The organism is Phyllobacterium sp. 01N428, from assembly GCF_056399405.1.
Window position 1 is genome coordinate 325,567 of the sequence record NZ_JBFTRH010000003.1, and the last position, 24,920, is coordinate 350,486.

The window sequence follows — 24,920 nt, forward strand, 5'->3', positions numbered from 1 at the left end:
TGCATGTTACGATGACGGCTTCCGTCAGAGCGCACCACGGGGGTGGTCCATGCATAAGGCGTTGCTCTTTGCGGTGGTGACCTTGGCTGCCATCGTCACTTCTTCGCGGTCGTACGCATGCGTCGATACCGCGCTGGTGCTGGCGGTCGATGGCTCAGGCAGCATTAGCGACGAGGAGTACGAATTCCAGAAATCGGCGATCGTCGCGGCGTTCCGCGACAGCCAGGTCCTGTCTGCCATAAGGGCATCCGGCACCGTGGCGGTTGCAGCGGTCTTTTGGGGAGATGGCGAGTTTCCAGCGCAGATCATCGACTGGACCGTCATGGACGGCATCGAGCCTTCGCAAAAGTTTGCCGACGAGATCGAGAAAAGCGTGCGGGTGGTCTTCGGCAACACCGATATAGGTGACGGTCTTTGGGTCGCGCTCGAGCTCCTGTCGGGATCGCATGCATGCGCGAGACGGCGGATCGTCGATATTTCCGGCGACGGCATGGAAACGACAAGACCAAGACGGAGGCGCTCGGTTTCCCTGCTTCAGGCACGCCAACGTGCTCAAGAGATGGGCGTTACCATCAATGCCTTGGCAATCTCCGATGAAGAGACCGATCTCGCGGATTATTACAACGACCGGGTCATCCTCGGTTCCGAACGGTTTGTAATGAACATACGAAAGTTCGAGGATTTTGCGCTGGCGATCAGATTGAAACTCATCAGGGAATTATCCTGACTTTCCGCCCGCGACTGCCGACAAGATTCATGCGGCAAAAATCGACCTGGGGGGACGAGCTGCTCAACACCTATTGTGGAGATAATGGTCGGAGTGGCGGGATTCGAACCCACGACCCCTTGACCCCCAGTCAAGTGCGCTACCGGGCTGCGCTACACTCCGAACCGCTGAAAGCCCTAGATTACTGGACTTTTTTTAGCAATACCCCAAACGTAAGAAAAAGAACAAACTGCACAGTAATGCACGCCGTGGAATAGACCGGCACCAAAGGTCCCGCGACGCTCCAATGGGACGCCGTGCATGATCGGTACCCTCCTCCACCAAGAATTCCTCGGCATCAGGTTGTGTGGATCGTCGTGAGCCGACAAAATCCGATCTCCGAATCACTTTGCCCCAAGACCCCAACAGCCATGCAGCCACCCCGAAAGCGGTATCGCCCTAAACCGGACAAGCGCGATCAAGCGACCAGGATCTCCGATTTTGTTTCCAGCCTTAAATCAGCCAATCCGAAGCTGACTTCACGGGACATAGCATCCCTCCTGGATATTTCGCCCTTTCATCCTCCATCCGCGGACAATTGGTCTTCAACCGCAGTGATGAAAATAATTCGGCAACTTGAGCTGGGCCAGGCTGATAGCGCCGGCATAGGAACATAGAAGCCCCTGATGTTGGCGATGCTCGATAGGACCAAGGGCCTGTGGCAATGCCCTCACACGCATGAGGTCGCTAAACGTTTGATTTAGGCCTCCCAGACCACGGTGTGATTACAACCTCCATTGCAAAAAAAGTAAAAAACGCATCGCGGTATGGAGGCCATCATGGATGTGTATGAGGCAGTTGCAAGCCGACGGGCGGTGCGCGGATTCAAAGACGAGCCTGTGTCGAGGGAATTGCTCGAGCGCGTGCTGTCCGCCGCGGCCTGGGCTCCGTCCGGATCGAATATCCAGCCGTGGAATACCTATGTAATGACCGGCGCGCCGTTGGCTGAACTCAAGACCGACGCCGTCGAGCGCGTGGCCCACGGCGACCCTTGGGATGAGCGACAGTACGAGATGTACCCGCCCGTGTTAAAGTCCCCCTACGCGGAGCGCCGGTCCGCCTTCGGCAAGGAGCGTTACAGCGCGCTCGGCATTGCGCGCGAGGACTGGGAGGCGCGCCAGCGGGCAGCCATTGCCAACTGGAACTGCTTCGGTGCGCCAGCCGCGCTGTTCTGCTATATCGACCGCGATCTGGGCCTGCCCCAATGGGCTGACGTCGGCATGTATCTGCAGACCGTGATGTTATTGCTCCGCGCCGAGGGCCTGCACAGTTGCACGCAGATGGCGTGGTCGCAGGTCCGCGAGTCGGTGGCCGAGGCCCTGTCACCTCCGGACGGTCTCATCCTCTTCTGCGGCATGTCGATCGGGTACGAAGACCCTACGGTGAATTATCCCCGTACAGGCCGCGCGCCACTCGCCGAGACGGTCACGTTCGTCGGCGATTAGCCACTTCGGCTCTATCGACCTTTCGCCGGTCGAAATTCTCGCGACTACACGCCGAACGCGAAAGTTCTTCATTTGTTCGCAAGCCAAGCTGGAGTAGTCTTGCGCAACGACTCACCGCTGCCGCTACGCAGCCGACCGGCTTGCCGCAATGAGGGACTATGGGCGCTGCCTATCTGGAAAAACTTAACCCCGAACAGCGGCTTGCCGTCGAATATGGAACGGAGTTGCTTCCATCGACCATTGGCGGGCCGTTGCTTGTCATTGCCGGCGCCGGATCCGGTAAAACCAACACGCTTGCCCACCGCGTGGCGCATCTCATCGTCAAGGGCACCGATCCACGTCGCATTCTTCTGATGACCTTCTCACGCCGGGCTGCCTCGGAAATGGCGCGGCGGGTGGAGCGCATCTGTACGCAGGTATTGGGCGCAAACGCCGCAATCATGACCGACGCGCTCGCATGGGCGGGCACGTTTCATGGCATTGGCGCGCGCCTGCTGCGCGATTATGCCGAACAGATCGGCCTCAATCCCGACTTTACGATCCACGACCGTGAAGACAGCGCCGATCTCATGAACCTTGTTCGCCACGAACTCGGTTTCTCCAAGACGGAAAGCCGCTTTCCGACCAAGGGAACATGCCTTGCCATCTATTCGCGCGTCGTCAACTCGGAAGTGCCGCTCGCTGAGGTGCTGCAGGCATTCTTTCCCTGGGTGGCCGGGTGGGAGAAACAGCTGCGCGAGCTCTTTGCCGCCTATGTCGAAGCCAAGCAGCTGCAGAACGTACTCGATTATGACGACCTGCTGCTCTACTGGGCGCAAACCGTCGGCGATCCGATGCTCGCCGACGATATGGGCTGCCGCTGGGATCACGTTCTCGTCGATGAATACCAGGACACCAACCGGCTGCAGGCCTCGATTCTTCTGGCCTTGCGGCCGGCCGGCGTCGGTTTGACGGTCGTTGGCGATGATGCGCAATCGATCTATTCATTTCGCGCAGCGACCGTACGCAACATCCTTGATTTTCCTGCCACCTTCACACCGCAGGCGAGCATCGTCACCCTTGACCGTAACTATCGCTCGACCCGGCCGATCCTTGCCGCAGCCAACGGCGTGATCGATCTGGCGCGAGAACGCTTTACCAAGAACCTCTGGAGCGAGCGCGAATCGGCGGAGCGGCCGCGCATGGTGAGCGTCAAGGATGAGGCAGACCAGGCCCGCTACATCGTCGAACAGGTACTCGAAAATCGCGAGACGGGAACGTTGCTGAAACAGCAGGCCGTGCTTTTCAGGACGTCGCACCACAGCGGCCCATTGGAAGTCGAACTGACGCGACGCAACATTCCTTTCGTCAAGTTCGGCGGCCTCAAGTTCCTCGACAGCGCCCATGTGAAGGATATGCTTGCCTTGTTGCGCTTTGCGCAAAACCCACGCGACCGCGTTGCGGGCTTTCGGCTGATGCAGATCATCCCAGGCGTCGGCCCGACCGCGGCGCGCCGCGTTCTCGATGAAATGGCCGAGCAGTCCAACCCGCTTGGCGCGCTCGCGCAGATCGCCGCGCCTCCCCGGGCGGGCAATGACTGGTCAGCTTTCGTCGATGCGCTGAACGATTTGAAGCGCGGAACGACAGGCTGGCCTGCCGAGCTCGAGCGAGCGCGCGCCTGGTACGAACCGCATCTCGACCGCATTCACGAGGATGCCGAAGTACGCAAGACGGATCTGCTGCAACTCGAACAGATCGCCGCGGGCTATGCGTCTCGCGAGCGTTTCCTCACCGAACTCACCCTCGATCCACCGGATGCGACGAGTGACCAATCGGGCGTTCCGCTGCTTGACGAGGACTACCTTATCCTGTCGACGATCCATTCCGCCAAGGGACAGGAATGGAAATCCGTGTTTATCCTCAATGCTGTCGATGGCTGCATTCCGTCCGACCTCGGCGCCGGAACGACGGCCGAACTCGAGGAAGAGCGCCGCCTGCTCTATGTGGCGATGACGCGTGCCAAGGATAGCCTCCACCTCGTCCTGCCGCAGCGTTTCTTCACACACGGCCAGAATTCACTCGGCGATCGTCACGTCTACGCGTCGCGCACGCGCTTCATCCCGGCAACTTTGCTGCAGTATTTCGAGAATCGGCCGTGGCCGGTGCACAACCGGGATCAGGAGGCGCGCGCCAAGGATGTTCGCAGCCAACGCGTCGATGTCGCCGCAAAAATGCGGGCAATGTGGCGGTAGGTTTCCGTCCTCGACCCCGGGTTGATGCGCGGTAAAACCCAGGGATGAAAGAGCAAACGACCGGCACGCAGGCAATTAGCGCGGAACATTCGCGAGGCGCGGTCGTTATAGCTGTGTCAGTAATAGGAGCTCCCAAAAATGGCAATGTTTTCAAAGAATGCGGACGATATTCAAGGTGATGTAGAGGCGCAGATCGCTGCCCTGCGCAAGGAAATTTCCAAGATCTCCGCAAGTCTTCCCGATTTGAGCAGTGAACGATTTGATGAAGTAAAGCGCATTGCGACGAAGCAAGCGAAACATGCAGCCGCCACAGCGCGCGAAAATCCCGTGGCTACCATCGCAATCCTGGCTGGCGCAGCGGTGCTGGTCGGCCTGCTCGCTCGGCGATAGAAGGACCGAAGCGCCATGGATGAAACAACCATTGAGAATGAGGCGGACAAGGTTCGCCTCAAGGCCGAAATTGCCGAGTTGAAGCGCGATCTTGCCGCCATCACCAAGACCTTGGCTGACAAGGGCGTGGAGCTGCTCGACGATTTTAGCGACGACGATGATGACGACGAGACATCGACGCTCGACGATCTGCGGGAGCGCGGCCGCCGTGCTGCTATCGGCCTCGGGCATAAGGCGCGGCAGATCGCCGATACGCCGACCCAGAACTCGGTTTCAACGCTGATGATCATCGCCGGACTTGGCGTCATTATCGGCATGCTGGCGCGTTAAAAATTATTGCTGGTTCTTCGGAACCAATCCGCCAGATAGGCATTTTATAGGTGCTGGTTCCCAACCAGCAAGGCCGCACCCCACGGCCCAACCCCCAAGTCCCAGCTTTCATTCCGATGAAAGCTGGGCTTTTTTTGTGGGCTTATCGAACCTGATCGAGCAGACGTTTGCATTCCAAGAGGTCGAACAGGGTCTCCTGCAGAAGCGTGCGGTTGTCCTTGGACAGGCGCTTGCCATCGGCCGCAACAGGCCCTTCTTCCTCGCCCTTGATCAGGCCGAAGAGCCGGCGCCCGTGGGCCGCAGGTTTCGGCGTTCCCATGACCGCGGCTTCCTCGGCAGCATCGACCCGATCCTGTTCGGCTGCAAGCGCTTCCTCCTGGCGGGCATTGGCCTGCTTTTGCTGGCTTATCGCTTCCGCTGCCGCCGTATCGCCGCTGCCAAGCGCAATGATGAACTGCGTTCCGTTTTCACGTAGAAGACGCTGCACGCCCTTGATCGTATAGCCCTGATCGTAAAGGAGATGGCGGATGCCCTTGAGGAGGTCCACATCGAGCGGACGGTAATAGCGCCTGCCCCCACCGCGTTTCATCGGCTTTATGTGCGTGAACCGCGTTTCCCAGAAGCGCAGGACATGCTGGGGCAGATCGAGATCTTCCGCGACTTCGCTGATGGTTCTGAATGCGTCGGGGCTTTTGTCCATGTTTTCACCCTTTCAGGAGAAAATCTGATTCGACCTCCATTTTCAGCGATTTGCAATGCATAATTCAAGCGGAACGCGAGACTACCTCACAGCAATCTCGCGTAAAAGGACGCTTAAAGTTGCGGAATCGCCCGAATTCAGGCTGATTTCTTTTTGCGTGTCTGGTGGGAGCGGAGAATCCGCTGCTTGAGCACGTTGGATGCCTTGAACGTCATTACCCTGCGCGGCAGGATCGGGACTTCTTCCCCGGTCTTCGGATTGCGCCCGATGCGTTCATTCTTGTCCCTTACCTGGAACGTGGCGAACGACGACAATTTAACTGTCTCGCCACGAACAATTGCGTCACATACCTCATCGAGGATTGTTTCGACGAGTGAAGCTGACTCCGTTCGCGAAAGTCCTACCTTGCGGTAGACCGCCTCGGCCAGATCAGCACGCGTAATGGTCTTACCCCCCATACGATCTCAAAGCTCTCGTTTGTTGCAAATCTACCAGGTGATAGCGGAAGTTATAGGATGAAAACCGATCGGGCAAGCAGCTTGGAAGAGTTCGTCGGCCAATCCACGGACCCGGTCGTCCTGCTACCAGCGTAGCAGAACTGCACCCCACGTAAAGCCCCCGCCCATGGCCTCGAGCAGCACGAGATCGCCTTGCTTGATACGCCCGTCCGCAACAGCCGTCGCGAGTGCTAAGGGTACTGAAGCGGCTGATGTATTTCCGTGCCGGTCAACGGTGATGACAACCTTTTCTTCGGCCAGATGCAGCTTCTTTGCGGAGGCGTCGATGATGCGTTTGTTGGCCTGGTGCGGCACGAACCAGTCGATGTCCTCGGCAGTAATTCCGGCCTCGGAAAACGAGGCTTCGATCACGTCCGTGATCATGCCGACCGCATGCTTGAAGACCTCCCTGCCCTCCATCCGCAGGTGGCCGACAGTCTGTGTCGTCGACGGTCCGCCATCGACATAAAGCTTGTCCTTGTGCGAGCCGTCGGAGCGCAAATTGGCGGTCAGCACGCCGCGATCGGAGGTAAGCCCACGGCCTTCATTGGCCTCGAGGATGATGGCACCGGCGCCGTCACCGAACAGCACACAGGTCGTGCGGTCATTCCAGTCGAGGATGCGCGAGAATGTCTCGGAGCCGATCACCAAAACGCGCTTTGCCATGCCGCCGCGAATATAAAGGTCGGCTGTTGCAACCGCGTAGACGAATCCGGAGCAGACCGCCTGCATGTCGAATGCAAAACCGTGCGTCATGCCGAGCCGGGCCTGGATATTGACCGCCGTAGCCGGAAACGTATTGTCGGGAGTCGAAGTTGCGAGAATGATGAGGTCGATGTCTGCCGGCGTCATGCCCGCATTGTCGAGAGCGGCGCGCGCTGCCGCCTCGCCCAGCGATGCGGTGGTTTCACCCTCACCCGCAATGTAACGCTGCCTGATGCCGGTGCGCTGGACGATCCATTCGTCCGAAGTTTCGACAATGCCTTCGAGATCAGAATTCTTTACCAGGCGCGCCGGCGTGGCCGCCCCTATACCTTTAACAACGGAACGGATCATTTACTTCCCTGTTCTATTTCAACCTCGGCGTCGCTTTCGGTTTCATCCTTGAAAGCCACACCGACCGGGCTCTTATGGAAATGGGTAAGATCCGCCGCGATCTTGTCCAAAAGCTTGTTGTGGGCCATGTCATAGCCGACGTCGATCGCTGAAGCAAAGCCGAGAGCGTCGGTACCGCCATGGCTCTTGATGACGACGCCGTTGAGGCCAAGGAAGACGCCGCCATTGGTCTTGCGCGGGTCCATCTTCTCCCGCATGCGATCAAAAGCGCTTTTGGCAAAGAGGTAGCCGATTTTCGCCATCAGCGTGCGGTTCATCGCATCGCGCAAATACTGGGTGTACTGCTTGGCCGTGCCTTCAGCCGCTTTCAGGGCTATGTTACCGGCGAACCCTTCGGTCACGACGACATCGACCGTACCCTTGCCGATGTCGTTGCCTTCGACAAAACCGTAATATTCGAGCGTGGGCAAAGGTATCTCGCGCAGGATCCGCGCAGCATCCTTGACGTCGTCTTGTCCCTTGATCTCTTCAACGCCTACGTTGAGCAGGCCGATCGTCGGACGCTTGATTTCAAAGAGCGAACGGGCCATGGCCGCGCCCATGACCGCATAATCGACAAGCTGCTGGGCGTCGGCGCCAATCGTTGCACCAATGTCGAGAACAATGCTCTCGCCCTTCAGGGTCGGCCAGATACCGGCAATCGCCGGACGCTCGACATTCGCCATTGTACGCAGGCAAAATTTCGACATCGCCATCAGGGCGCCGGTATTGCCGGCCGAAACGCAAACATCCGCCTCGCCGGTCTTCACCGCCTCGATCGATCGCCACATCGAGGATTTCCAACGCCCGTTGCGTAAGGCCTGGCTCGGCTTTTCATCCATGCGTACGGCAACGTCGCAATGATGCAGGGTCGATGCATTGGACAATGCCTGGTGGCGGGCAAGGATCGGAGCCACCTCCGCCTCACGCCCAAAGACCACGAACCTGATGTCAGGATGGCGCTCCAGCGCCGTTGCCATGCCGGGGATGACGACCTCTGGACCGAAATCACCGCCCATGGCGTCAATGGAAATTCTGATCACTCTCGATTGTCCTGTCTGGTTCAGTGCCTGTGCATGGCGTTCTTTGAAAAGACTCGGGGAAAATAGACATTTTGCGTAGGCGCACAACTGATTTCTGCCCAATCATAGGCGCGCTCGACCCAATAAGCTTGAATACTCGTCCCAATCCTTGGTCTTGTCTCAACTCCCTGACACCATCTACCCGCAGGATGAGATAGCGATCAAGTCTTCTGTTTCCAATCCTTGAGAGCCGCAAACGGGTTGGCTGGCTTTACGTCTTCCTCATCATCCGATCCGACGTCAACAACGAAGGGCGGCGCAGCCTCCACGCCCTCCTTGCGCGGATACGGATCGACAGCCAATTCGAAGAATTCTTCAGCGATTGCCCCAACGTCGAGCTTATCGCCGGAAAATGTCTCAGGTATGTCAGGGCCGTCCGCACTGATGATCAGTTCGCCATTCTCATCGAGCGGAAGACGTGCGAGTCGCGAATTCTCCGGTACGAAGAGCGTGTCGATGTCCGTATCGATTCTGGTTTCGATCGGCTCCAGTGTCACGACGCAAGCCTGGACGATTTCCGCATGGACCTTCCCGCGAACGCGGATCCCGTCCTTCTTCCACGGTACCACCTGCAGGTCCGCCTTGAAGGATTTAACATCTTCCAACTCGTGAAAATCGCGCATGGCGTCACGCTCTTTTTTATCCGCCTCGATTTTGACGTTGAGGCCTTTCTGCGGAAGCCGCTGCACTGAGACCGGATAACTTAGGGTTCCATCCGAGTTTCTCGACATCGCATTTCCTCCTATCAAAGCGGCGTATCGTCGGTGCTGGCATCAGGAAACGTAACCCTTCCGGCCACGATATCATCATCCGATTGCCCATCGAGGTGGCGTACCGTGCGTTCGACATAGGCGGCTAGCGCGGGCGCGCCTGCCCAACCCTCACTGTCCGGACGCACATTGCGGGCGAGCGCCGCGATGAGCGCCGGATGGTCATTCGTTTCCAATGCGCGATCATACGACTCGATGCGCCCATAGAACATGCGCGCAAGTTTCTTCATTCGCTTCGGCACGCCGGAATCACCGATGCCCAATTCGCGCAGCGAATGGTCGACATCGCGGAAGAACTCGTCGGTAACCTCCTGGCCAACGGGCTTCAGCGCGGGGCCCCTGTCCTTGATGCGGCGCATGAACAGGAAAACATGCAGAGACAACATCTCGTAGCGTCCGAGCGGAGTATCCGGCACTTCAAGGTCAGAATAAAAATACGGCTGCCGCGCCGCTGCCACGATCGCATCGTAGAGGGCAATTGTAATCGCCTCATTTGCTTTTGCCTTGCGGCTAAATAGACTGAGAATCATAGAGTTGTGCCTTGACTTGAGTCTTCCTCGCAGCACTTTTGCCGTGTTGCATCGGAGTTCAAGGTGGTTTACCGAGTTTCTGCGGGCAGCGAAAGACTTGCGCCCAGATTCAAATGGAGATGTCGTTGCTGCAGCGGATTTTCAAGACCGAGCGTACGCGTGAGTGCGTTCTCGTTGGAACACTTATTTTGGCTGCCGGGGTGTCCGGCTGCAACACTGCCGCCCTCAAGCTCGCACCGACAGAGACCTTGACGCAGGGCTATGTTCTCGACGAGAAGGCGCTCGAATTCGTGCCGGTTGGCTCAAGCCGCGAACAGGTCATCCTGTCACTTGGTAGCCCCTCGACCACCGCGACCTTCGACAATGAAGTCTTCTATTATATTTCACAGAAGCGTCAGCGTTCAGTTGCCTTCATGATGCCTCGCGTGACTGACCGGCGCATCCTTGCGGTCTATTTCGACAAGGATGGCAAGGTTTCCAGTATCTCCAATTATGGTCTGCAGGACGGCAAAGTTTTCGACTTCATCTCGCGCACGACCCCGACTGGCGGCAAGGACCTCTCCTTCCTCGGGCAGATGCTGCAGGGTGTCAGCAAGACTCCAAGCGCGCTGCCGAGCGCCGGCCGCACGCCAACCGGCGGCGCCCCGGACTGATCCGGCGACCGCGCTTTTGCGAGGCACAAATGAAAAACCCGCGAAGCAACTTCGCGGGTTTTTCGTTTTCGCTGGCAGGTGTCAGTGAGCCAGCACGGCCAAGAGCAGCAAGGCCACGATGTTGGTGATCTTGATCGCCGGATTGACGGCGGGACCCGCCGTATCCTTGTATGGATCGCCAACGGTATCGCCGGTTACGGACGCTTTATGTGCCTCCGAGCCCTTCATATGGCGGGTGCCGTCCTTGCCGACAAAGCCGTCCTCAAACGACTTCTTGGCGTTATCCCAGGCACCGCCACCCGAGGTCATCGATATCGCAACGAAGATGCCATTGATGATGACGCCGAGCAGCGAGGCACCCAGCGCCGCAAAGGCGGAAGCCTTGGAACCCGATATCAGCAGCACGCCGAAGTAAACCACGAGCGGCGCAAGCACCGGCAGCAGCGACGGAACAACCATTTCCCGGATCGCCGCCTTGGTCAGAATATCGACGGCACGCGCATAGTCAGGCCGTTCGGTGCCGAGCATGATGCCAGGCTTTTCCCGGAACTGGCGACGCACCTCCTCGACCACTGATCCCGCCGCACGGCCGACTGCTGTCATTGCAATGCCGCCGAAAAGGTAGGGAATGAGGCCGCCGAAGATGAGGCCTGCAACGACATAGGGATTGGAAAGGTCGAAGGAGACCGCCCCGATACCCTTGAAGTAGCTGAATGCCGTCGCGCCTTCCTTGTTGGCCTCGCTGATGAAGTATTGAAGGTCGTTGCTATAGGCTGCAAACAACACCAGCGCGCCAAGGCCGGCAGAGCCGATGGCGTAGCCCTTGGTGACGGCCTTCGTCGTATTGCCAACGGCGTCGAGAGCATCGGTGGATTTGCGCACGTCCGGATCAAGGCCGGACATTTCGGCGATGCCGCCGGCATTGTCCGTTACCGGGCCGAATGCATCGAGCGCAACGATCATGCCGGCAATGCCGAGCATCGCCGTCACCGCAATACCGGTCCCGAAGAGGCCGGCGAGCTGATAGGTGGAGATGATGCCGCCGACAATGACGAGCGCCGGCAAAGCGGTCGACTCAAGCGAAACGGCCAAGCCCTGGATCACGTTGGTGCCGTGACCGGTGATCGATGCCTGGGCGATCGAATTCACCGGACGCTTATTGGTGCCGGTATAATATTCGGTGATCACGACAATCAGGCCGGTTACGACGAGACCGATAATACCGCAGAAGAAGAGGTTCGTGCCGGTGATGGCTCGCCCGGCCACGGTGCCAAACTCGCCCCAGCCGACGGTCATCGACGTTGCGACGGCGAGGCCGACGATCGACAGGAGCCCCGTCACGATCAGGCCCTTGTAGAGGGCACCCATGATGGAGTTGTTGGCGCCGAGCTTTACGAAGAACGTGCCGGCAATCGAGGTGATGATGCAGGCACCGCAGATGGCCAGCGGATAGAGCATGACCTGCCCGAGAACAGGCGTCGCGCCGAAGAAAATCGCGGCAAGCACCATCGTTGCGACGATCGTCACGGCGTAGGTCTCGAAGAGATCGGCAGCCATGCCGGCGCAGTCGCCGACATTGTCACCAACATTGTCGGCAATCGTTGCGGGGTTGCGCGGATCATCTTCGGGAATTCCAGCTTCAACCTTGCCGACGAGGTCGCCGCCAACATCTGCACCCTTGGTGAAGATGCCGCCGCCAAGGCGGGCGAAGATCGAAATAAGGGAAGCGCCGAAACCAAGCGAAACGAGGGCGTCTATTACCGCGCGATCAGCTGCAGGAAGGCCGAGCGGACCGGTCAGTACCCAGAAATAGACGGAGACGCCGAGAAGCGCGAGCCCGGCAACGAGCATGCCGGTGATTGCGCCCGATTTGAAGGCAATCTCGAGACCGGCAGCCAGACTGCGGGATGCAGCTTGCGCCGTGCGCACATTGGCGCGGACGGAGACGTGCATGCCGATGAAGCCGGCGAGGCCGGAAAGCACCGCGCCGATCAGGAAGCCGATTGCGGCCGTCGCGCTCAGGAGATACCAGACGGCGACAAAGACGACGATGCCGACAGTGGCGATCGTGGTGTACTGACGCGTGAGATAGGCCTGTGCACCTTCGCGGATCGCACCGGCGATTTCTTGCATGCGCGCATTGCCCTGGTCCGCCGCGAGCACCGATTTGGTGGCCCAGATAGCGTAAACGATAGACAGCAGACCGCAGGCAATGACCAGAAATAGTATTGTCATGCCACTCCCTCAGATTTTGACCGGAAAAACCCCTCCCCGGGTCAGGTTCGGTACGGCACTCGAAATCTGCCAGGCCGGCAGAGACGCGACCGTATGTGTAAGGAGTAACGAAGCAAATGCGAAACCGTCAAGGTCTTTCGCAACTTAGCGGAATGCGCGACGAAAGTAGGGATTGTTATGGCAAAGACAAACAGCCATCGTCCGAGGGAAATATTTCGGAGAGTGCGCAAACTTGGAACGTCGTATACAATGAGCGGATCAAATTGTTTGCGACGTTCCTGAATGGCATCGGCGTTGCCGTATTCGCAGTAGGAGGCCTTGCACCGTTGATCGCGACCTTCAATGGCGCGTCCAACCATAGTCGCTTGTTGCTGTTTACCAGTTCGCTCTGTATCCTTGGTGCATTCGCGCTTCATTCCTTGGCAAGTGCAATTCTGACGAGGATGAGAACATGACTACCTTTCAAACTCTCTGGTTGCTCGTGATGCCCGCCTCGGCACTCGCATTCGGTTTGATCGGTCTTTACCTCATCGATCGCAACCAACGGCGCAAACCGCGCGACCGCTGAGGGCCGCACCTCTACCGCTGCGGGCCCTTTACGCCCTTGCTTGCACCGCGAATCTCAAATGCCAGCCGATCGAGAACGGCGTTGACCAGCTTCGGCTCATCCTCATTGTAGAACGCCTTGGCGATGTCGACATATTCAGAGACGATGACGGCCGTCGGCACGTCGACCCGGTCCTTCAATTCCCATATCCCGGCGCGCAAGATGGCGCGAAGCGTCGAATCGAGCCGTGACAGGGGCCAGTCTTCAAGCAGTGCCTGATGTATGAGCGGATCGAGGACCTTCTGCTCGGCGACGACACCTGAGACGATACCGCGAAACCACTGCGGATCTGCATCGAGATATTGGTTGCCGTCCACTTCCTTGCCGAGGCGGTGCGCCTCATATTCGGCAACGACCTCGAGAACACCCGTACCGGCAACGTCCATCTGGTAAAGGGCCTGCACGGCGGCAAGGCGGGCAACGCCACGCTTGTTGGCGGTCTTTGCGGCAGGGCTATGCCCGTCTTTGGCGGAAGGCATCGTCAGGCTCCAAGCTTTTCCTTGATGGCGATCATGGTCAATGCAGCACGCGCCGCGAAGCCGCCCTTGTCGCCTTCGCCGCGCTTTGCACGCGCCCACGCCTGTTCGTCGTTCTCGACCGTGAGAATGCCATTGCCGATGGCGATGCTTTCATTGACGGAAAGATCCATCAAACCACGCGACGATTCATTGGCAACAATATCGAAATGGTACGTCTCACCACGAATAACCGTCCCGAGGGCGACGAAGCCATCATATTCCCTGCCGCCTTCGACAGCAGCATCGAGAGCAAACGAAATGACGGCCGGAATCTCCAGTGCACCCGGCACGGTGATCACCTCATAGGTCGCGTTCGCCTCGTCAAGGGCGCCCTTGGCGCCAGCCAGCAGCGCGTCGGCGAGATCGTCATAGAATCGTGCTTCCACGATCAACAGATGTGGCGCATGCGCCTGACTTTTGGACATGATTGCTCCAACGGAAATGAGGTGGCGTTGGTCCTAGGCCGATTTCGGGTATTCCGCAAGTCGTGCGGCGTATCTCGCCATTTGATCGATCTCGATATTGACCTTGTCGCCAACCTTGCGCTCGCCCCAGGTCGTAACTTCCAGCGAATGGCGGATAAGGAGCACGTCGAACTCGTCGCCATTGACGCCGTTGACGGTCAATGACGTGCCGTCCAGGGCAACCGAGCCCTTCTGCGCGATGAAACGCGCGAGATGCCCGGGAACCCGAAGCGTGAACCGGACGGCATCGCCCTCGTCTTCGCGCTTGATGAGTTCAGCCATGGCGTCGACATGACCGGAGACGAGATGTCCTCCCATTTCATCGCCAAGCTTCAAGGATCGTTCCAGATTGATGCGCGAGCCGGTTTTCCAGCCGGCAATGCTGGTAAGGCGCAGCGCCTCTTCCCACGCCTCGACCTCGAACCAGCGGGCCTTCGAACCCTTTTCCGGCAAGGTGGTTACAGTCAGGCAGACGCCGGAACAGGCGATCGATGCGCCGATTTCGATCGTCTGCGGATCATAATTGGTTTCAACGCGCAGCAGCACGCCCTCGTTGAGCGGCTTTACCTGACCGATCCGGCCGATATCCGTTACAATACCTGTGAACATTCATGTTTTCCTAGGTCGATCTGACATATTCGCGATAGCGGTCTTCCCCAAAGCGAAATTCGTTCAGCTGCTTGAAATCACGCGCGATATGGGGGTTGAGATCAGGACCTGCAACCCCCGCCTCACTACCAATCACAACCGCGCCCTCAAAGAGCGCAATCCTGTCAACGAGGTTCTCATCGAGCAGCGACGTCGCGACGGCCGCGCCACCCTCGACCATTACGGTTGAAAGTCCCTGGGCAGCAAGGTCCTCCAGGAGCTCCGGCAGGGCGGTTGCGCCGCAATCGGTCTCGGTCGCCAGTATCCTGCAGCCTGCGGCAGCGAGCGCCCGGCGCTTGGCTGGATCAGCATCCGCCCGCGCCGCAACCCAGACAGGAACGCTCGCGGCCGTTCGCACAAGTTCGCTGTCGATTGGGAGGCGCAGATGGCTGTCGAGCACGATGCGGATCGGCGAGCGCGGTTCAAGGCCGGGGAGACGGCAGGTCAATTGCGGATCATCAGTGAGCACCGTGCCGATGCCGACGAGAATAGCGTCGGATTCAGCCCGCATCAGATGCACCTGCGCGCGTGAAACGCTGCCGGTGATCGGCACCTGCCCCTCGCCTGCCCTACCCATGTAACCGTCGCTGGAAAGGGCAAGTTTCAGAGTCACTTCCGGGCGTTTCCTCGCTGATCGAATGAGGTAGCCTGCGAGGTAGTCCGCCGCCTGCGCCGCCAGGACGTTTTCCTCCACTTGGATACCGCCAGCGCGCAGGATGGCATAGCCCTTTCCCGATACCCGGTCGTCAGGGTCAGTGGCCGCAGCAACGACGCGGGTCACACCGGCCGTTACCAGCGCGTTGGCGCAGGGCGGCGTCTTCCCGTGATGGGCACAGGGTTCGAGGGTGACATAGGCGGTTGAGCCACGGGCTTCATCACCAGCTTCGGCCAAGGCTTGCGTCTCCGCATGCGGGCGTCCGCCAATCGCGGTCACCCCACGCCCGACGATCACGCCGTTCTTGACAATGAGGGTGGCTACCGACGGATTGGTTCCCGTGAGGCCCTGATGTGTGCGCGAAAGGCGTATCGCCGCTTCCATGTAGCGGCGGTCAAGCTTGGAGGCCGCCATTTGTTCAGTCTTCCTCGACCCGTTCGGCCACGGTGTCGCCAGAGGTGATCTCATCGATCACATCATGGAAATCCCTGGCTTCGCGAAAATTGCGGTAGACCGAGGCAAAGCGGATATAGGCGATGTCATCGATGCCTTTCAGCGCATCCATGACCAGCCGCCCGATCTCGTCGGACGCGACCTCCGGTTCGCCGGAACTTTCGAGCTGGCGTACGATGCCGGAGACGGCACGCTCGACGCGATCGGGATCGACCTGACGCTTGCGCAGCGCAACTTCCACCGAACGCATGAGCTTGTCCCGGTCGAAGGCGACCTTGCGGCCACTCTTTTTGATGACCGTCAGATCGCGCAACTGCACGCGCTCAAAGGTGGTGAAGCGCCCGCCGCAGACCGAGCAGACACGTCTTCTCCGGATCACCGCTCCGTCTTCTGCCGGACGGGAATCTTTCACCTGGGTGTCTTCGGATTGGCAATAGGGACAACGCATCGACGAGCTTTCTGAACAACTTCATGTTCGCAAGAGACAGGGCTCGAAGATAATGATTTTCTTGCGAAGTTAAAAGCGGTCGGGCGGAGAGGACTGTGAACGGACCGTTCGATCCGCCACACTCCCCCCGCCCGTCCATTTCAATCCGGCGCGCGCCTTAGCCGAGATAGGGGTAAAGCGAGAAACGGTCGGTCAATGAGATGACCTTCTGCTGCACGGCTTTTTCCACGGCGGCATTGCCCTCATCGGAATTCGCGACCTTGAGACCGTCGAGCACTTCGGAAATGAGATTGCCGATTTCGGTGAATTCGGCCGGACCGAATCCGCGTGTCGTGCCGGCAGGCGTGCCGAGACGAACGCCCGAAGTCACGAACGGCTTTTCCGGGTCGAACGGAATACCGTTCTTGTTGCAGGTGATGTTGGCGCGGCCGAGCGCGGCCTCGGCACGCTTGCCGGTCGCATTCTTGGGACGAAGATCGACGAGCATCAGATGGTTGTCGGTGCCGCCGGAAACGATGTCGAGCCCGTTCTTCTTCAGCGTCTCGGCAAGCGTCTGCGCATTGGTGACGACGTTCTTGCCATAGGTCTTGAAGTCCGGCTTCAGCGCTTCGCCGAAGGCGACCGCCTTGGCGGCGATGACATGCATCAGCGGCCCGCCCTGCAAGCCGGGGAACACGGCGGAATTCATCTTCTTGGCGATCTCGGGATCATTGCAGAGGATCATGCCGCCGCGTGGACCGCGCAGCGACTTGTGCGTGGTGGTGGTCACGACATGCGCGTGCGGAAGCGGCGAAGGGTGTACGCCGGCAGCAACGAGACCCGCGATATGCGCCATGTCGACCATGAGGTAAGCGCCGATGGAATCGGCGATCTGGCGGAAGCGCTGCCAGTCCCAGACCCGTGAATAGGCCGTGCCGCCCGCAAGGATAAGCTTGGGCTTGGTCTCATGCGCCTTCTTCTCGATGGCGTCCATGTCGAGGAGGTGATCGTCCTCACGCACGCCGTAGGAAACGACGTTGAACCACTTGCCGGACATGTTGACCGGCGAGCCGTGGGTAAGGTGGCCGCCAGAATTGAGGTCGAGGCCCATGAACGTGTCGCCCGGCTGCAGCAGCGCCAGGAACACGGCCTGGTTCATCTGGCTGCCGGAGTTCGGCTGAACGTTCGCGAATTCGCAGCCGAACAACTGCTTGGCGCGCTCGATGGCAAGTTCTTCGGCAATATCGACAAATTGGCAGCCGCCATAATAGCGCTTGCCCGGATACCCCTCGGCATATTTGTTGGTCATGATCGAGCCCTGGGCTTCGAGCACGGCACGAGAGACGATGTTTTCCGAGGCGATCAGCTCGATTTCATGCCGCTGACGACCAAGTTCCTTGCGGATTGCGCCGAAGATTTCCGGATCGATCTCTTCGAGCGGTGCGTTGAAAAAGGTATCTGCGTTCGACATGGTGTCTCAACCTCATTTGCCGGTGGGAACAGTTACGTGATTGCGGCGCATTATCATACTTAAACCGGCAAGGCCAATGGCCGGGAGACGAAAAGCAATAGCCGGAAACCGCCATGGGTGTGGAAATGAGGTAGGCCCGCTCAATCCGGGCTTTCGCCAAGGTCGATCCTCGGGACAAGCCCGAAGGATGCCAGAGAGTTGGGCACGAGAATTGACATTGCCCTCGTCAGCAAAAAGACCGCCCGAAGGCGGTCTTTTCCACTTATCCAGAGGTCAATCGCTCAAGTATTCGTGCCGATAGAAAGGGCGGCCTGACCGTCACGCTCGTAAATATCGTCGCGCAGGTGAACGACCCCGTCGCCGGTCGACCACGCTGTCACGTAGACGAAGTGCAGCGGCACCGGATTACTGACGTTGATCGGCGTGTTGACGCCGGTCTTAATGGTCGCTTCCATCGTCTGGCGATCCCAGCCCGCCGTATCGCGCAGCAACCATACATTCAGATCGCGCACGTTCTGGACGCGGACACAGCCGGACGATTCGAAGCGCATCAGCTTGTTGAATACGCCCTGCTGCGGTGTGTCGTGCATATAGACGGCATAGGGGTTCGGGAAATTGATCTTCGTCGACGACATGGCGTTGATCTTGCCCGGATCCTGGCGAAACATCAGCTTGACGGCATCATCCGTATTCCAGTCGACCTGTTCCGGCGGAACTTCCTGACCCTGCTGGTCGAAGAGGCGAATCTTGTTGCGCGTCAGATAAGTCGGGTCCTTGCGCATCAGCGGAATGATGTCTTTTTCGATGATCGACTTCGGCGCGGTCCAGTAAGGATTGAGAATGACCTCGTGGATCTTGGAATCGAGGATTGGCGTCTGACGATCGATCTTGCCGACGATTGCGGTATGGCGCTGGACGACGCGGCCGCCCTCCACTGCCTCGAGCTGCGCGGCCGGAATGTTGACCATGACGTAACGCGGGCCCTGGTCGGCAGCGGCCAAGGTGCGGACACGTTCGAGGTTGGTCTGCAGCTGTCCGAGGCGGATATCGGCGGGGACATTCATCGCAGCCAGCGAATACTGCCCCATGACGCCATCGGCCGGCAGACCGTGCCGGGCCTGGAAGCGCTTAACAGCGGCATCAACATAGGTATCGAACGAATTGGAGATGCCTGCGCTCTCTGAAAGATCGCCCGCGATCATCAGGCGCTTGCGCATGACAGCGACAGAAGGGTCGACGACGCCAAGCTGCAGCTTGACCGTGGTATCGACACGCGGCCAACCGCCATTGCTGACGATCTGGTTATAGGTGTTGATAGCGTTTTGGATGAAAGAAGCCGTCTCCGGGCTTGCGATCGGCTGGAAGCTTGCGACCTTGCCCTTTGATGTCGAGCGCGCGTCGAACTGATCATCCCAGTTGCCGCGGCGCGGCGCCGCCAGAATCTCGCCGATATCGCTCTGCTGGGCGAATGCCGACGTTGTTGCCGCGGCGAAACCAGCAGTTGCCACGCCTCGCAGGAATGCGCGGCGATCAATTGCCGATGATCCGAATTTCTTCATATTGTGTCCAACCCTTGGAAGTACTGCGGCCAGTGCCACCTGCAACGCAAGATGAGCGGTTACGATTATCCAGAATTACCAGCAACTACTTTAACAAACAGCAATTTTAACACTGATCGCGCAATCGTGATGCCGACCGCGCCTCTCCAGCTGTCCGCCGTATTTCGCTGAGCATGCAATGACTTCGTCGATTTCCACGCCATTATGGCGGATTAATGACCCTAAGCCGTGAGAAACGTACTGACTGGACGAACCCCACAGAACAATGGTCAAAGCCCGCCCTCGCATGAAGCGAAGCCGGGCTTTTGCAGTGGAGACACTGTTAGAGCTCACATGCGGTAGGCGATGCTGTCGTTCCAGAAGCGATCGAGACGCTGGAGGGCCTTGTTCATCGACTGGAATTCTTCCGCCTTGATGCCACCGACATGTTCGATCGACGCGATATGGCGCTCGTAGAGACCCGCCACCAGTTCCGCGACTTCCGTCCCCTTGTCCGTCAGGCTAACCCGAACGGAGCGACGATCGGTGCGGGACCGTTCATGCGAGATGAAGCCAAGCTCGACCAGCTTCTTCAGATTGTACGAAACATTCGAGCCTAGATAGTAGCCGCGGCTGCGCAGTTCGCCGGCCGTCAGTTCAGCATTGCCGATGTTGAAAAGCAGCAGTGCCTGGATCGCGTTGATGTCGCTGCGGCCGTTGCGGTCGAATTCATCCTTGACGACGTCAAGCAAACGTCGATGCAAACGTTCTACTAACTGAAGTGCTTCAAGATAAAGTGTCCGCAACGCAGTATCACTGGGTGTCGAACGCTGGTTCTCACCAGACTTTCTCTGTGTGTTGTTCATAATACCTGCCTCACTGTTGTTTCGGTGTATTTTTCTCACCGTTGAGGCAACACTATCGAATACGCATAAAATTCGACTTAAAACACAGACTTAACAGTACCTTACCTCGGCTCAATCAATTTCAGGCTTAATGAAGACTTACGCCTCGGCTTAAAAAGCGCCCTATCGCCTGGGCTTGGCCTGGCGTCTTTTCTGCACGAACAGCAGGATCCTGAAGGCGATGTAGAGAAGGGCCACGCCGCCGTGGATGATGGCAATCTGGGGCTTATAGAAGAAATATCGGGAGAAAGTCGTGAACATCAATGTTTCGCCGAGCGCGGCGACGAACCAGATGACCGGGCCCCAGGAGACCATCATCCAGAGCCCTGTCGCTGCCACAGGATAGAGCACCGCGAGCGATACCGAGGCGACTTTCCATTGCCACGGCATAAGGTCGAAGCGCCACAGCATCCCCTCGTAATAACCGCTGATCTGCGCCCAATACCCTATGCCCGCCACGATACAATAGATGGCGACAAGCCGCAGGAACCAGACAAAGCCCAGTTGCGTCAGCGTCGGGTCGAATGGCAGATGCGTCGGCCTCTCGTTCATGCCAGCTTCAGTTCACGCTCACCGAGGAGGGCGAAATAGGCGTCCACCATCTCCGGCGTCACCTCATCAATCGAGGCCGGCTTCCACACGGGTGCATTGTCCTTATCGACCAGAAGCGAGCGGACGCCTTCGTAAAAATCATGGTTTTCGAGCATGCGCGACAATATCCGGTACTCCATCTGCATACATTGATCCATTTCAAGATGCCCGCCCTCGGCGATCTGCCTGAACGTCACGTGCAGGCTGGTCGGAGAACGGGTCTTGATAAGTTCAAGGATCTGCTGCGCCCATTCGTTTCCGTTGACCCCTGAGGCGGCAAGCCGGATGAGGCAGCCGCCCAAGGTCTCCGAATCGAAGAGCACGCCGATCATATCGCGCGTTTTCTCCGGTGTTTCATAGTCCGGGTTGATGGTTTTTCCCCGTAAAGCCACTTCGGGCTTGCCGGTCCTGATCAGGCTGCGCCTGACCCTCTCCTTGTCTTCGGCCTTGATCGCGTGGGTAGCGATCCCGCTCTGCAGGCAGTCGCCCTGCCGGATTCGATTGCCCGTCAGGGCGAGATATGTGCCGAAATGTTCGGGCAGATGCGGGAGGAACGCGCTGCCGCCGACGTCGGGGAAAAAGCCGATGCCGACTTCAGGCATGGCAAAGAGGACATTCTCGGTGACGACCCGGTGCGAACCGTGCACCGATATTCCGACGCCGCCACCCATGACGATGCCGTCGATGAGGGAAACATACGGCTTGGGGAAATGCCGGATATAGGCATTGAGGCGATACTCGTCGGCGAAGAACTCATAGAGGGGCGCTCCCGCCTTGCCGGCGTGATAAACGGCCAGAATATCGCCGCCGGCGCAAAAAGCCCTGCCCTCGCCCTCGACGATCACGCAATGGACGTCGGGATCGGTCGACCAGGCAACAAGGGCGCGGTGCATCGCATTGACCATGGTCCGCGTCAGCGCATTGAGGGCTTTCGGCCGTGTCAGCCGGATGAGCCCGGCCTTGCCGCGCCTTTCGAACAGCACCTCGCCGGCGCCACCAAAGTCGATTTCCATTCGCCCCTCCAAGCTTGAACCTGCGAGGTTAGGAAACTGAAGCGTGCCCCGTCAATGACCGCGCACGCACCATTGAATTGATACACACGAATGTGTATTATTATTCAATGAAGAGTGGTGATGTCATTGCACTGCTTGAAAAAGACGGGTGGCGCGAGGTCGCTCAAAAGGGAAGTCACGTACAGTTCAAACATCCTGATAAGCCCGGCCGGGTGACGGTTCCCCATCCGAAACGCGATATTCCCATCGGCACGCTCCGAAGCATCGAGCGGCAATCAGGATTGAGTTTGAGGTAGATCATGCAGCACTATATCGGATTGATCCACAAGGACGCAGACAGCGACTATGGCGTTTCGTTTCCTGATTTTCCCGGCGTCGTTACGGCGGGAACGTCCCTGGATGATGCGCACGCCATGGCAGATGAAGCGCTCTCTTTCCATATCGAGGGCTTGATCGAGGATGGGGAAGCCATTGCGGAACCGTCGCGCCTCGAAGATATTATGGCTGATCCCGATAATCGCAGCAGCGTCGCCATTCTGGTCGCCGTTAAGACCGATGCGAAACGCGCCGTGCGGGTAAACGTAACCTTGCCCGAAGACATTCTGCAGCAGATCGACACCTATGCGGAAGCACATGGATTTACGCGATCAGGCTTCCTCGCACAGGCGGCGAAAAAGGCCATGGAGCGCGATGCGGCCTGACGTGCGACGCTCTGATGCCTTGGTAGACGGCTGCTTCCCTGTTAGAACCATTACAAACAGAGGAAATGCCCGCTATGGCGGGTCAAGGCAACAATGAACAAATACCCAGCTTTCGCGAGCCCCCAGGGCCGGACCGTTGATGAAATCACCCAGGGCCGCCGCCTGCGCCGGATGCGTAAGGCCGATTGGTCGCGGCGGCTCGTCCAGGAAAACCAACTGACAGTCAACGACCTCATCTGGCCAATCTTTCTGTGCGAGGGCGAAAACCGGCGCGAAGACATTGGCGCGATGCCGGGCGTCCAGCGCTTTTCGGTTGACATGGCGGTTCGTGAAGCGGAGCGCGCAGCAAAACTTGGCATTCCGGCAATCGCCACCTTTGCGAATATCGATCCTGCGCTGCGCGACGAGACGGGCTCGGGCATTCTCGACCCCAACAATCTCATCAATCGCGCGACCCGCGCCATCAAGGATGCGGTGCCGGAAATTGGCATGATCACCGACGTTGCCCTCGATCCCTTTACCAGCCATGGACATGACGGCATCCTGCGCGAGGGCATCATCGTCAATGATGAGACCGTTGAACAGATCACCAAGGGGGCCGTACTTCAGGCGGCAGCCGGGGCCGATATCATTGCGCCGTCGGACATGATGGACGGACGTATCGGCGCCATCCGCGAGGCGCTCGACCACAACGGCTTCCAGGATGTCGCCATCATGGCCTATGCGACCAAGTTTGCATCGGCCTTTTACGGTCCATACCGCGAAGCCATCGGAACGTCCGGCCGGCTCAAGGGCGACAAGAAGACCTATTATATCGATCCCGCTAATACGGACGAGGCGGTGCGCGAAGCGGAACAGGACCTGGCTGAGGGTGCGGATTCGCTGATGGTCAAGCCGGGCCTTCCCTATCTCGATATTATCCGCCAGCTGAAGGATGCGTTTGCGATGCCGACCTTCGCCTATCAGGTGTCGGGCGAATACACGATGATAAAGGCCGCGGGCGCCAATGGCTGGATCGACGAAGAGCGGGTCATGATGGAGACGCTGCTCGCGTTCAAGCGGGCGGGCTGCGACGGAATTCTCACCTATTTCGCGCCGATCGTTGCCGAGCGGCTAAAGGCCAGCGCCTGACTGCTCCTTGATTTTTCATTCCAGAGTTCCCAATTTCAGCGCAACGGCATTCTGTCGCCGGTTTGAAACGGAAAACGAAATGAACACCGAAACGCTTGACGGCGAAATCGTAACCAGCCGGCTTGATGACTGGCGCCTCTATCAGGGCGTGCGGACGAGCCGCGCCTTCGCCTTCCTCATCGACTATGTGATCGTGTTCTTCCTTTGCATTCCGGTGGCGATCCTCATTGCAATTCTCGGCGTCGCGACGCTCGGCCTTGGCTGGACGCTCTACGGCATCATGTTCCCCACCGTCGCCCTCGCCTATGTGGCAACGACCCTTGGCGGGCGACATCAGGCGACCAAGGGCATGCAGATGATGGGCATCAAGCTCGAACGGCTCGACGGCCAGAAGGTCGATGGCCTGCTCGCCGTCGTCCATACGGTGCTTTTCTGGGGCCTTAACGTGGTGTTGACGCCGCTTATCCTGCTCGCAACATTCTTCCTCGACCGTAAGCGAACTGTGCACGACCTTCTTCTTGGGACGGTTGTCGTCCGCGCGTACAGCTAATTTCGAGGCTCATTTAGCAGCAATAATTCCAGGGCCTTCGCTTTTCGAGGGCCACTTTCAAGGTAGTACAAATGATGAAAATGCGTTTATCCGCGCTCGCTTTTGCGGCGCTCGCAATCTATGGGCTCGGCACGATTCCGGGCATGGCCGCTTCGCCGGCCGGCCGCTATTGCGGCGAAATGATTTCAGACGGCGACTATCGCGACGTCGAGACGATATTGAACGTCGACAAGGCGGGCCACATCAACGGCACCTATGAAGCCGGCGATTCCGCGGGGCGGCTTGTTGGCAAGCTTGCCGAAAAGGACGATGGCACCGGAACCTCGCGGTCGCTGATCTGGACCGACAAATATGGAACCGGCCGGCTCGACCTTCATTTCTCCGATGACTACAAGCAATTCAGCGGACGTTGGGGCGCATCGAAGGACGGCAGATTCGATGCTGTCAGCCATAGCTGGACCGGCGGCGCCTGCGGTGCGAACTGAGCCATACTACAGGGACGAAGACTTTCATTGCTGAATACA

Annotated in this window: 28 protein-coding genes and 1 tRNA gene; 11 read left to right on the forward strand and 18 right to left on the reverse strand. The window is 58.6% G+C overall.

Annotated features, from left to right (window positions below; all coding sequences use genetic code 11):
• Positions 1-49 precede the first annotated feature (49 nt).
• Positions 50-727, forward strand: coding sequence for a DUF1194 domain-containing protein (locus tag AC1DNI_RS11625; RefSeq protein WP_477691949.1), 678 nt, complete (start codon positions 50-52; stop codon positions 725-727).
• A gap of 85 nt (positions 728-812) precedes the next feature.
• Here the strand turns inward: AC1DNI_RS11625 and AC1DNI_RS11630 are convergent.
• Positions 813-889 (reverse strand) — tRNA-Pro (locus AC1DNI_RS11630).
• A 656-nt stretch (positions 890-1,545) separates the two neighbouring features.
• Between AC1DNI_RS11630 and AC1DNI_RS11635 the strand changes: the two genes are divergently transcribed.
• The 4 genes from AC1DNI_RS11635 to AC1DNI_RS11650 all read left to right on the forward strand — a co-directional run bounded on the left by AC1DNI_RS11635 (position 1,546) and on the right by AC1DNI_RS11650 (position 5,162).
• Positions 1,546-2,211 (forward strand): nitroreductase, encoded by a 666-nt coding sequence (locus AC1DNI_RS11635; protein WP_477691950.1) that lies wholly within the window; start codon positions 1,546-1,548, stop codon positions 2,209-2,211.
• A 158-nt stretch (positions 2,212-2,369) separates the two neighbouring features.
• Positions 2,370-4,442: an ATP-dependent helicase gene (locus tag AC1DNI_RS11640; RefSeq protein WP_477691951.1), complete on the forward strand. Its 2,073-nt coding sequence runs from the start codon at positions 2,370-2,372 to the stop codon at positions 4,440-4,442.
• A gap of 138 nt (positions 4,443-4,580) precedes the next feature.
• A complete protein-coding gene (locus AC1DNI_RS11645) occupies positions 4,581-4,832 on the forward strand; it encodes a hypothetical protein (protein ID WP_477691952.1) in 252 nt (83 codons plus the stop codon).
• Positions 4,833-4,847: 15 nt separating this feature from the next.
• On the forward strand, positions 4,848-5,162 hold the full coding sequence (locus AC1DNI_RS11650) for a hypothetical protein (RefSeq protein ID WP_091918932.1): 315 nt from the start codon (positions 4,848-4,850) through the stop codon (positions 5,160-5,162).
• Positions 5,163-5,304: 142 nt separating this feature from the next.
• On the opposite strand, the gene AC1DNI_RS11655 is transcribed toward AC1DNI_RS11650, so the two are convergent.
• The 6 genes from AC1DNI_RS11655 to AC1DNI_RS11680 all read right to left on the reverse strand — a co-directional run bounded on the left by AC1DNI_RS11655 (position 5,305) and on the right by AC1DNI_RS11680 (position 9,836).
• Positions 5,305-5,862, reverse strand: coding sequence for a MerR family transcriptional regulator (locus tag AC1DNI_RS11655; RefSeq protein WP_027232401.1), 558 nt, complete (start codon positions 5,860-5,862; stop codon positions 5,305-5,307).
• 137 nt (positions 5,863-5,999) lie between these two features.
• A complete protein-coding gene (locus AC1DNI_RS11660) occupies positions 6,000-6,320 on the reverse strand; it encodes an integration host factor subunit alpha (protein ID WP_008128366.1) in 321 nt (106 codons plus the stop codon).
• Between the two features lie 123 nt (positions 6,321-6,443).
• Positions 6,444-7,415 carry a beta-ketoacyl-ACP synthase III gene (locus AC1DNI_RS11665; protein ID WP_027232400.1) on the reverse strand — a complete coding sequence of 324 codons (972 nt, stop codon included), beginning with the start codon at positions 7,413-7,415 and terminating at the stop codon, positions 6,444-6,446.
• Positions 7,412-8,497 (reverse strand): phosphate acyltransferase PlsX, encoded by a 1,086-nt coding sequence (gene plsX / locus AC1DNI_RS11670; protein ID WP_477691953.1) that lies wholly within the window; start codon positions 8,495-8,497, stop codon positions 7,412-7,414. The genes AC1DNI_RS11665 and plsX overlap by 4 nt, the downstream gene beginning before the upstream one ends.
• 200 nt (positions 8,498-8,697) lie before the next feature.
• Entirely contained in the window at positions 8,698-9,267 is a 570-nt protein-coding gene (locus AC1DNI_RS11675; RefSeq protein WP_477691954.1) for a YceD family protein, read from the reverse strand.
• A 14-nt stretch (positions 9,268-9,281) separates the two neighbouring features.
• On the reverse strand, positions 9,282-9,836 hold the full coding sequence (locus AC1DNI_RS11680) for a ubiquinol-cytochrome C chaperone family protein (RefSeq protein ID WP_477691955.1): 555 nt from the start codon (positions 9,834-9,836) through the stop codon (positions 9,282-9,284).
• 125 nt (positions 9,837-9,961) lie between these two features.
• Here AC1DNI_RS11680 and AC1DNI_RS11685 point away from each other — a divergent pair, with 125 nt between their 5' ends.
• Positions 9,962-10,489: an outer membrane protein assembly factor BamE gene (locus AC1DNI_RS11685; protein ID WP_027232396.1), complete on the forward strand. Its 528-nt coding sequence runs from the start codon at positions 9,962-9,964 to the stop codon at positions 10,487-10,489.
• Positions 10,490-10,570: 81 nt separating this feature from the next.
• On the opposite strand, the gene AC1DNI_RS11690 is transcribed toward AC1DNI_RS11685, so the two are convergent.
• The 11 genes from AC1DNI_RS11690 to AC1DNI_RS11740 form a co-directional block, all read right to left on the reverse strand.
• Positions 10,571-12,724 carry a sodium-translocating pyrophosphatase gene (locus AC1DNI_RS11690; protein WP_477691956.1) on the reverse strand — a complete coding sequence of 718 codons (2,154 nt, stop codon included), beginning with the start codon at positions 12,722-12,724 and terminating at the stop codon, positions 10,571-10,573.
• 579 nt (positions 12,725-13,303) lie between these two features.
• A complete protein-coding gene (nusB, locus tag AC1DNI_RS11695) occupies positions 13,304-13,810 on the reverse strand; it encodes a transcription antitermination factor NusB (RefSeq protein ID WP_027232393.1) in 507 nt (168 codons plus the stop codon).
• Between the two features lie 2 nt (positions 13,811-13,812).
• Positions 13,813-14,274 carry a 6,7-dimethyl-8-ribityllumazine synthase gene (gene ribH, locus AC1DNI_RS11700; protein ID WP_027232392.1) on the reverse strand — a complete coding sequence of 154 codons (462 nt, stop codon included), beginning with the start codon at positions 14,272-14,274 and terminating at the stop codon, positions 13,813-13,815.
• 33 nt (positions 14,275-14,307) lie between these two features.
• The gene (locus AC1DNI_RS11705) at positions 14,308-14,922 is read right to left on the reverse strand and encodes a riboflavin synthase (RefSeq protein ID WP_477691957.1); all 615 of its coding nucleotides are present in this window, start codon (positions 14,920-14,922) and stop codon (positions 14,308-14,310) included.
• A gap of 10 nt (positions 14,923-14,932) precedes the next feature.
• Entirely contained in the window at positions 14,933-16,030 is a 1,098-nt protein-coding gene (gene ribD / locus AC1DNI_RS11710; protein WP_477691958.1) for a bifunctional diaminohydroxyphosphoribosylaminopyrimidine deaminase/5-amino-6-(5-phosphoribosylamino)uracil reductase RibD, read from the reverse strand.
• A gap of 4 nt (positions 16,031-16,034) precedes the next feature.
• Entirely contained in the window at positions 16,035-16,517 is a 483-nt protein-coding gene (gene nrdR, locus AC1DNI_RS11715; protein WP_027232389.1) for a transcriptional regulator NrdR, read from the reverse strand.
• Positions 16,518-16,674: 157 nt separating this feature from the next.
• The gene (gene glyA, locus AC1DNI_RS11720; protein WP_027232388.1) at positions 16,675-17,967 is read right to left on the reverse strand and encodes a serine hydroxymethyltransferase; all 1,293 of its coding nucleotides are present in this window, start codon (positions 17,965-17,967) and stop codon (positions 16,675-16,677) included.
• Positions 17,968-18,248: 281 nt separating this feature from the next.
• On the reverse strand, positions 18,249-19,526 hold the full coding sequence (locus AC1DNI_RS11725; RefSeq protein ID WP_027232387.1) for a L,D-transpeptidase family protein: 1,278 nt from the start codon (positions 19,524-19,526) through the stop codon (positions 18,249-18,251).
• Between the two features lie 329 nt (positions 19,527-19,855).
• Positions 19,856-20,371, reverse strand: coding sequence for a transcriptional regulator LdtR (ldtR, locus tag AC1DNI_RS11730; RefSeq protein ID WP_027232386.1), 516 nt, complete (start codon positions 20,369-20,371; stop codon positions 19,856-19,858).
• A 162-nt stretch (positions 20,372-20,533) separates the two neighbouring features.
• A complete protein-coding gene (locus tag AC1DNI_RS11735) occupies positions 20,534-20,962 on the reverse strand; it encodes a DUF6163 family protein (RefSeq protein WP_027232385.1) in 429 nt (142 codons plus the stop codon).
• A complete protein-coding gene (locus AC1DNI_RS11740) occupies positions 20,959-22,014 on the reverse strand; it encodes an enoyl-CoA hydratase/isomerase family protein (RefSeq protein ID WP_477691959.1) in 1,056 nt (351 codons plus the stop codon). Before AC1DNI_RS11740 ends, AC1DNI_RS11735 begins: the two co-directional genes overlap by 4 nt.
• Before the next feature lie 107 nt (positions 22,015-22,121).
• On the opposite strand from AC1DNI_RS11740, the gene AC1DNI_RS11745 reads away from it, so the two are divergent.
• From AC1DNI_RS11745 to AC1DNI_RS11765, 5 genes are all read left to right on the forward strand, one after another.
• Positions 22,122-22,310: a type II toxin-antitoxin system HicA family toxin gene (locus tag AC1DNI_RS11745; protein ID WP_477691960.1), complete on the forward strand. Its 189-nt coding sequence runs from the start codon at positions 22,122-22,124 to the stop codon at positions 22,308-22,310.
• A gap of 3 nt (positions 22,311-22,313) precedes the next feature.
• Positions 22,314-22,715, forward strand: coding sequence for a type II toxin-antitoxin system HicB family antitoxin (locus AC1DNI_RS11750; protein ID WP_477691961.1), 402 nt, complete (start codon positions 22,314-22,316; stop codon positions 22,713-22,715).
• A 93-nt stretch (positions 22,716-22,808) separates the two neighbouring features.
• Entirely contained in the window at positions 22,809-23,846 is a 1,038-nt protein-coding gene (gene hemB, locus AC1DNI_RS11755; RefSeq protein WP_477691962.1) for a porphobilinogen synthase, read from the forward strand.
• Between the two features lie 79 nt (positions 23,847-23,925).
• Positions 23,926-24,396 carry an RDD family protein gene (locus AC1DNI_RS11760; protein ID WP_477691963.1) on the forward strand — a complete coding sequence of 157 codons (471 nt, stop codon included), beginning with the start codon at positions 23,926-23,928 and terminating at the stop codon, positions 24,394-24,396.
• A 71-nt stretch (positions 24,397-24,467) separates the two neighbouring features.
• Positions 24,468-24,881, forward strand: a complete 414-nt coding sequence (locus AC1DNI_RS11765) for a hypothetical protein (protein WP_113281891.1) — start codon at positions 24,468-24,470, stop codon at positions 24,879-24,881.
• The last annotated feature ends 39 nt before the right edge of the window (positions 24,882-24,920 follow it).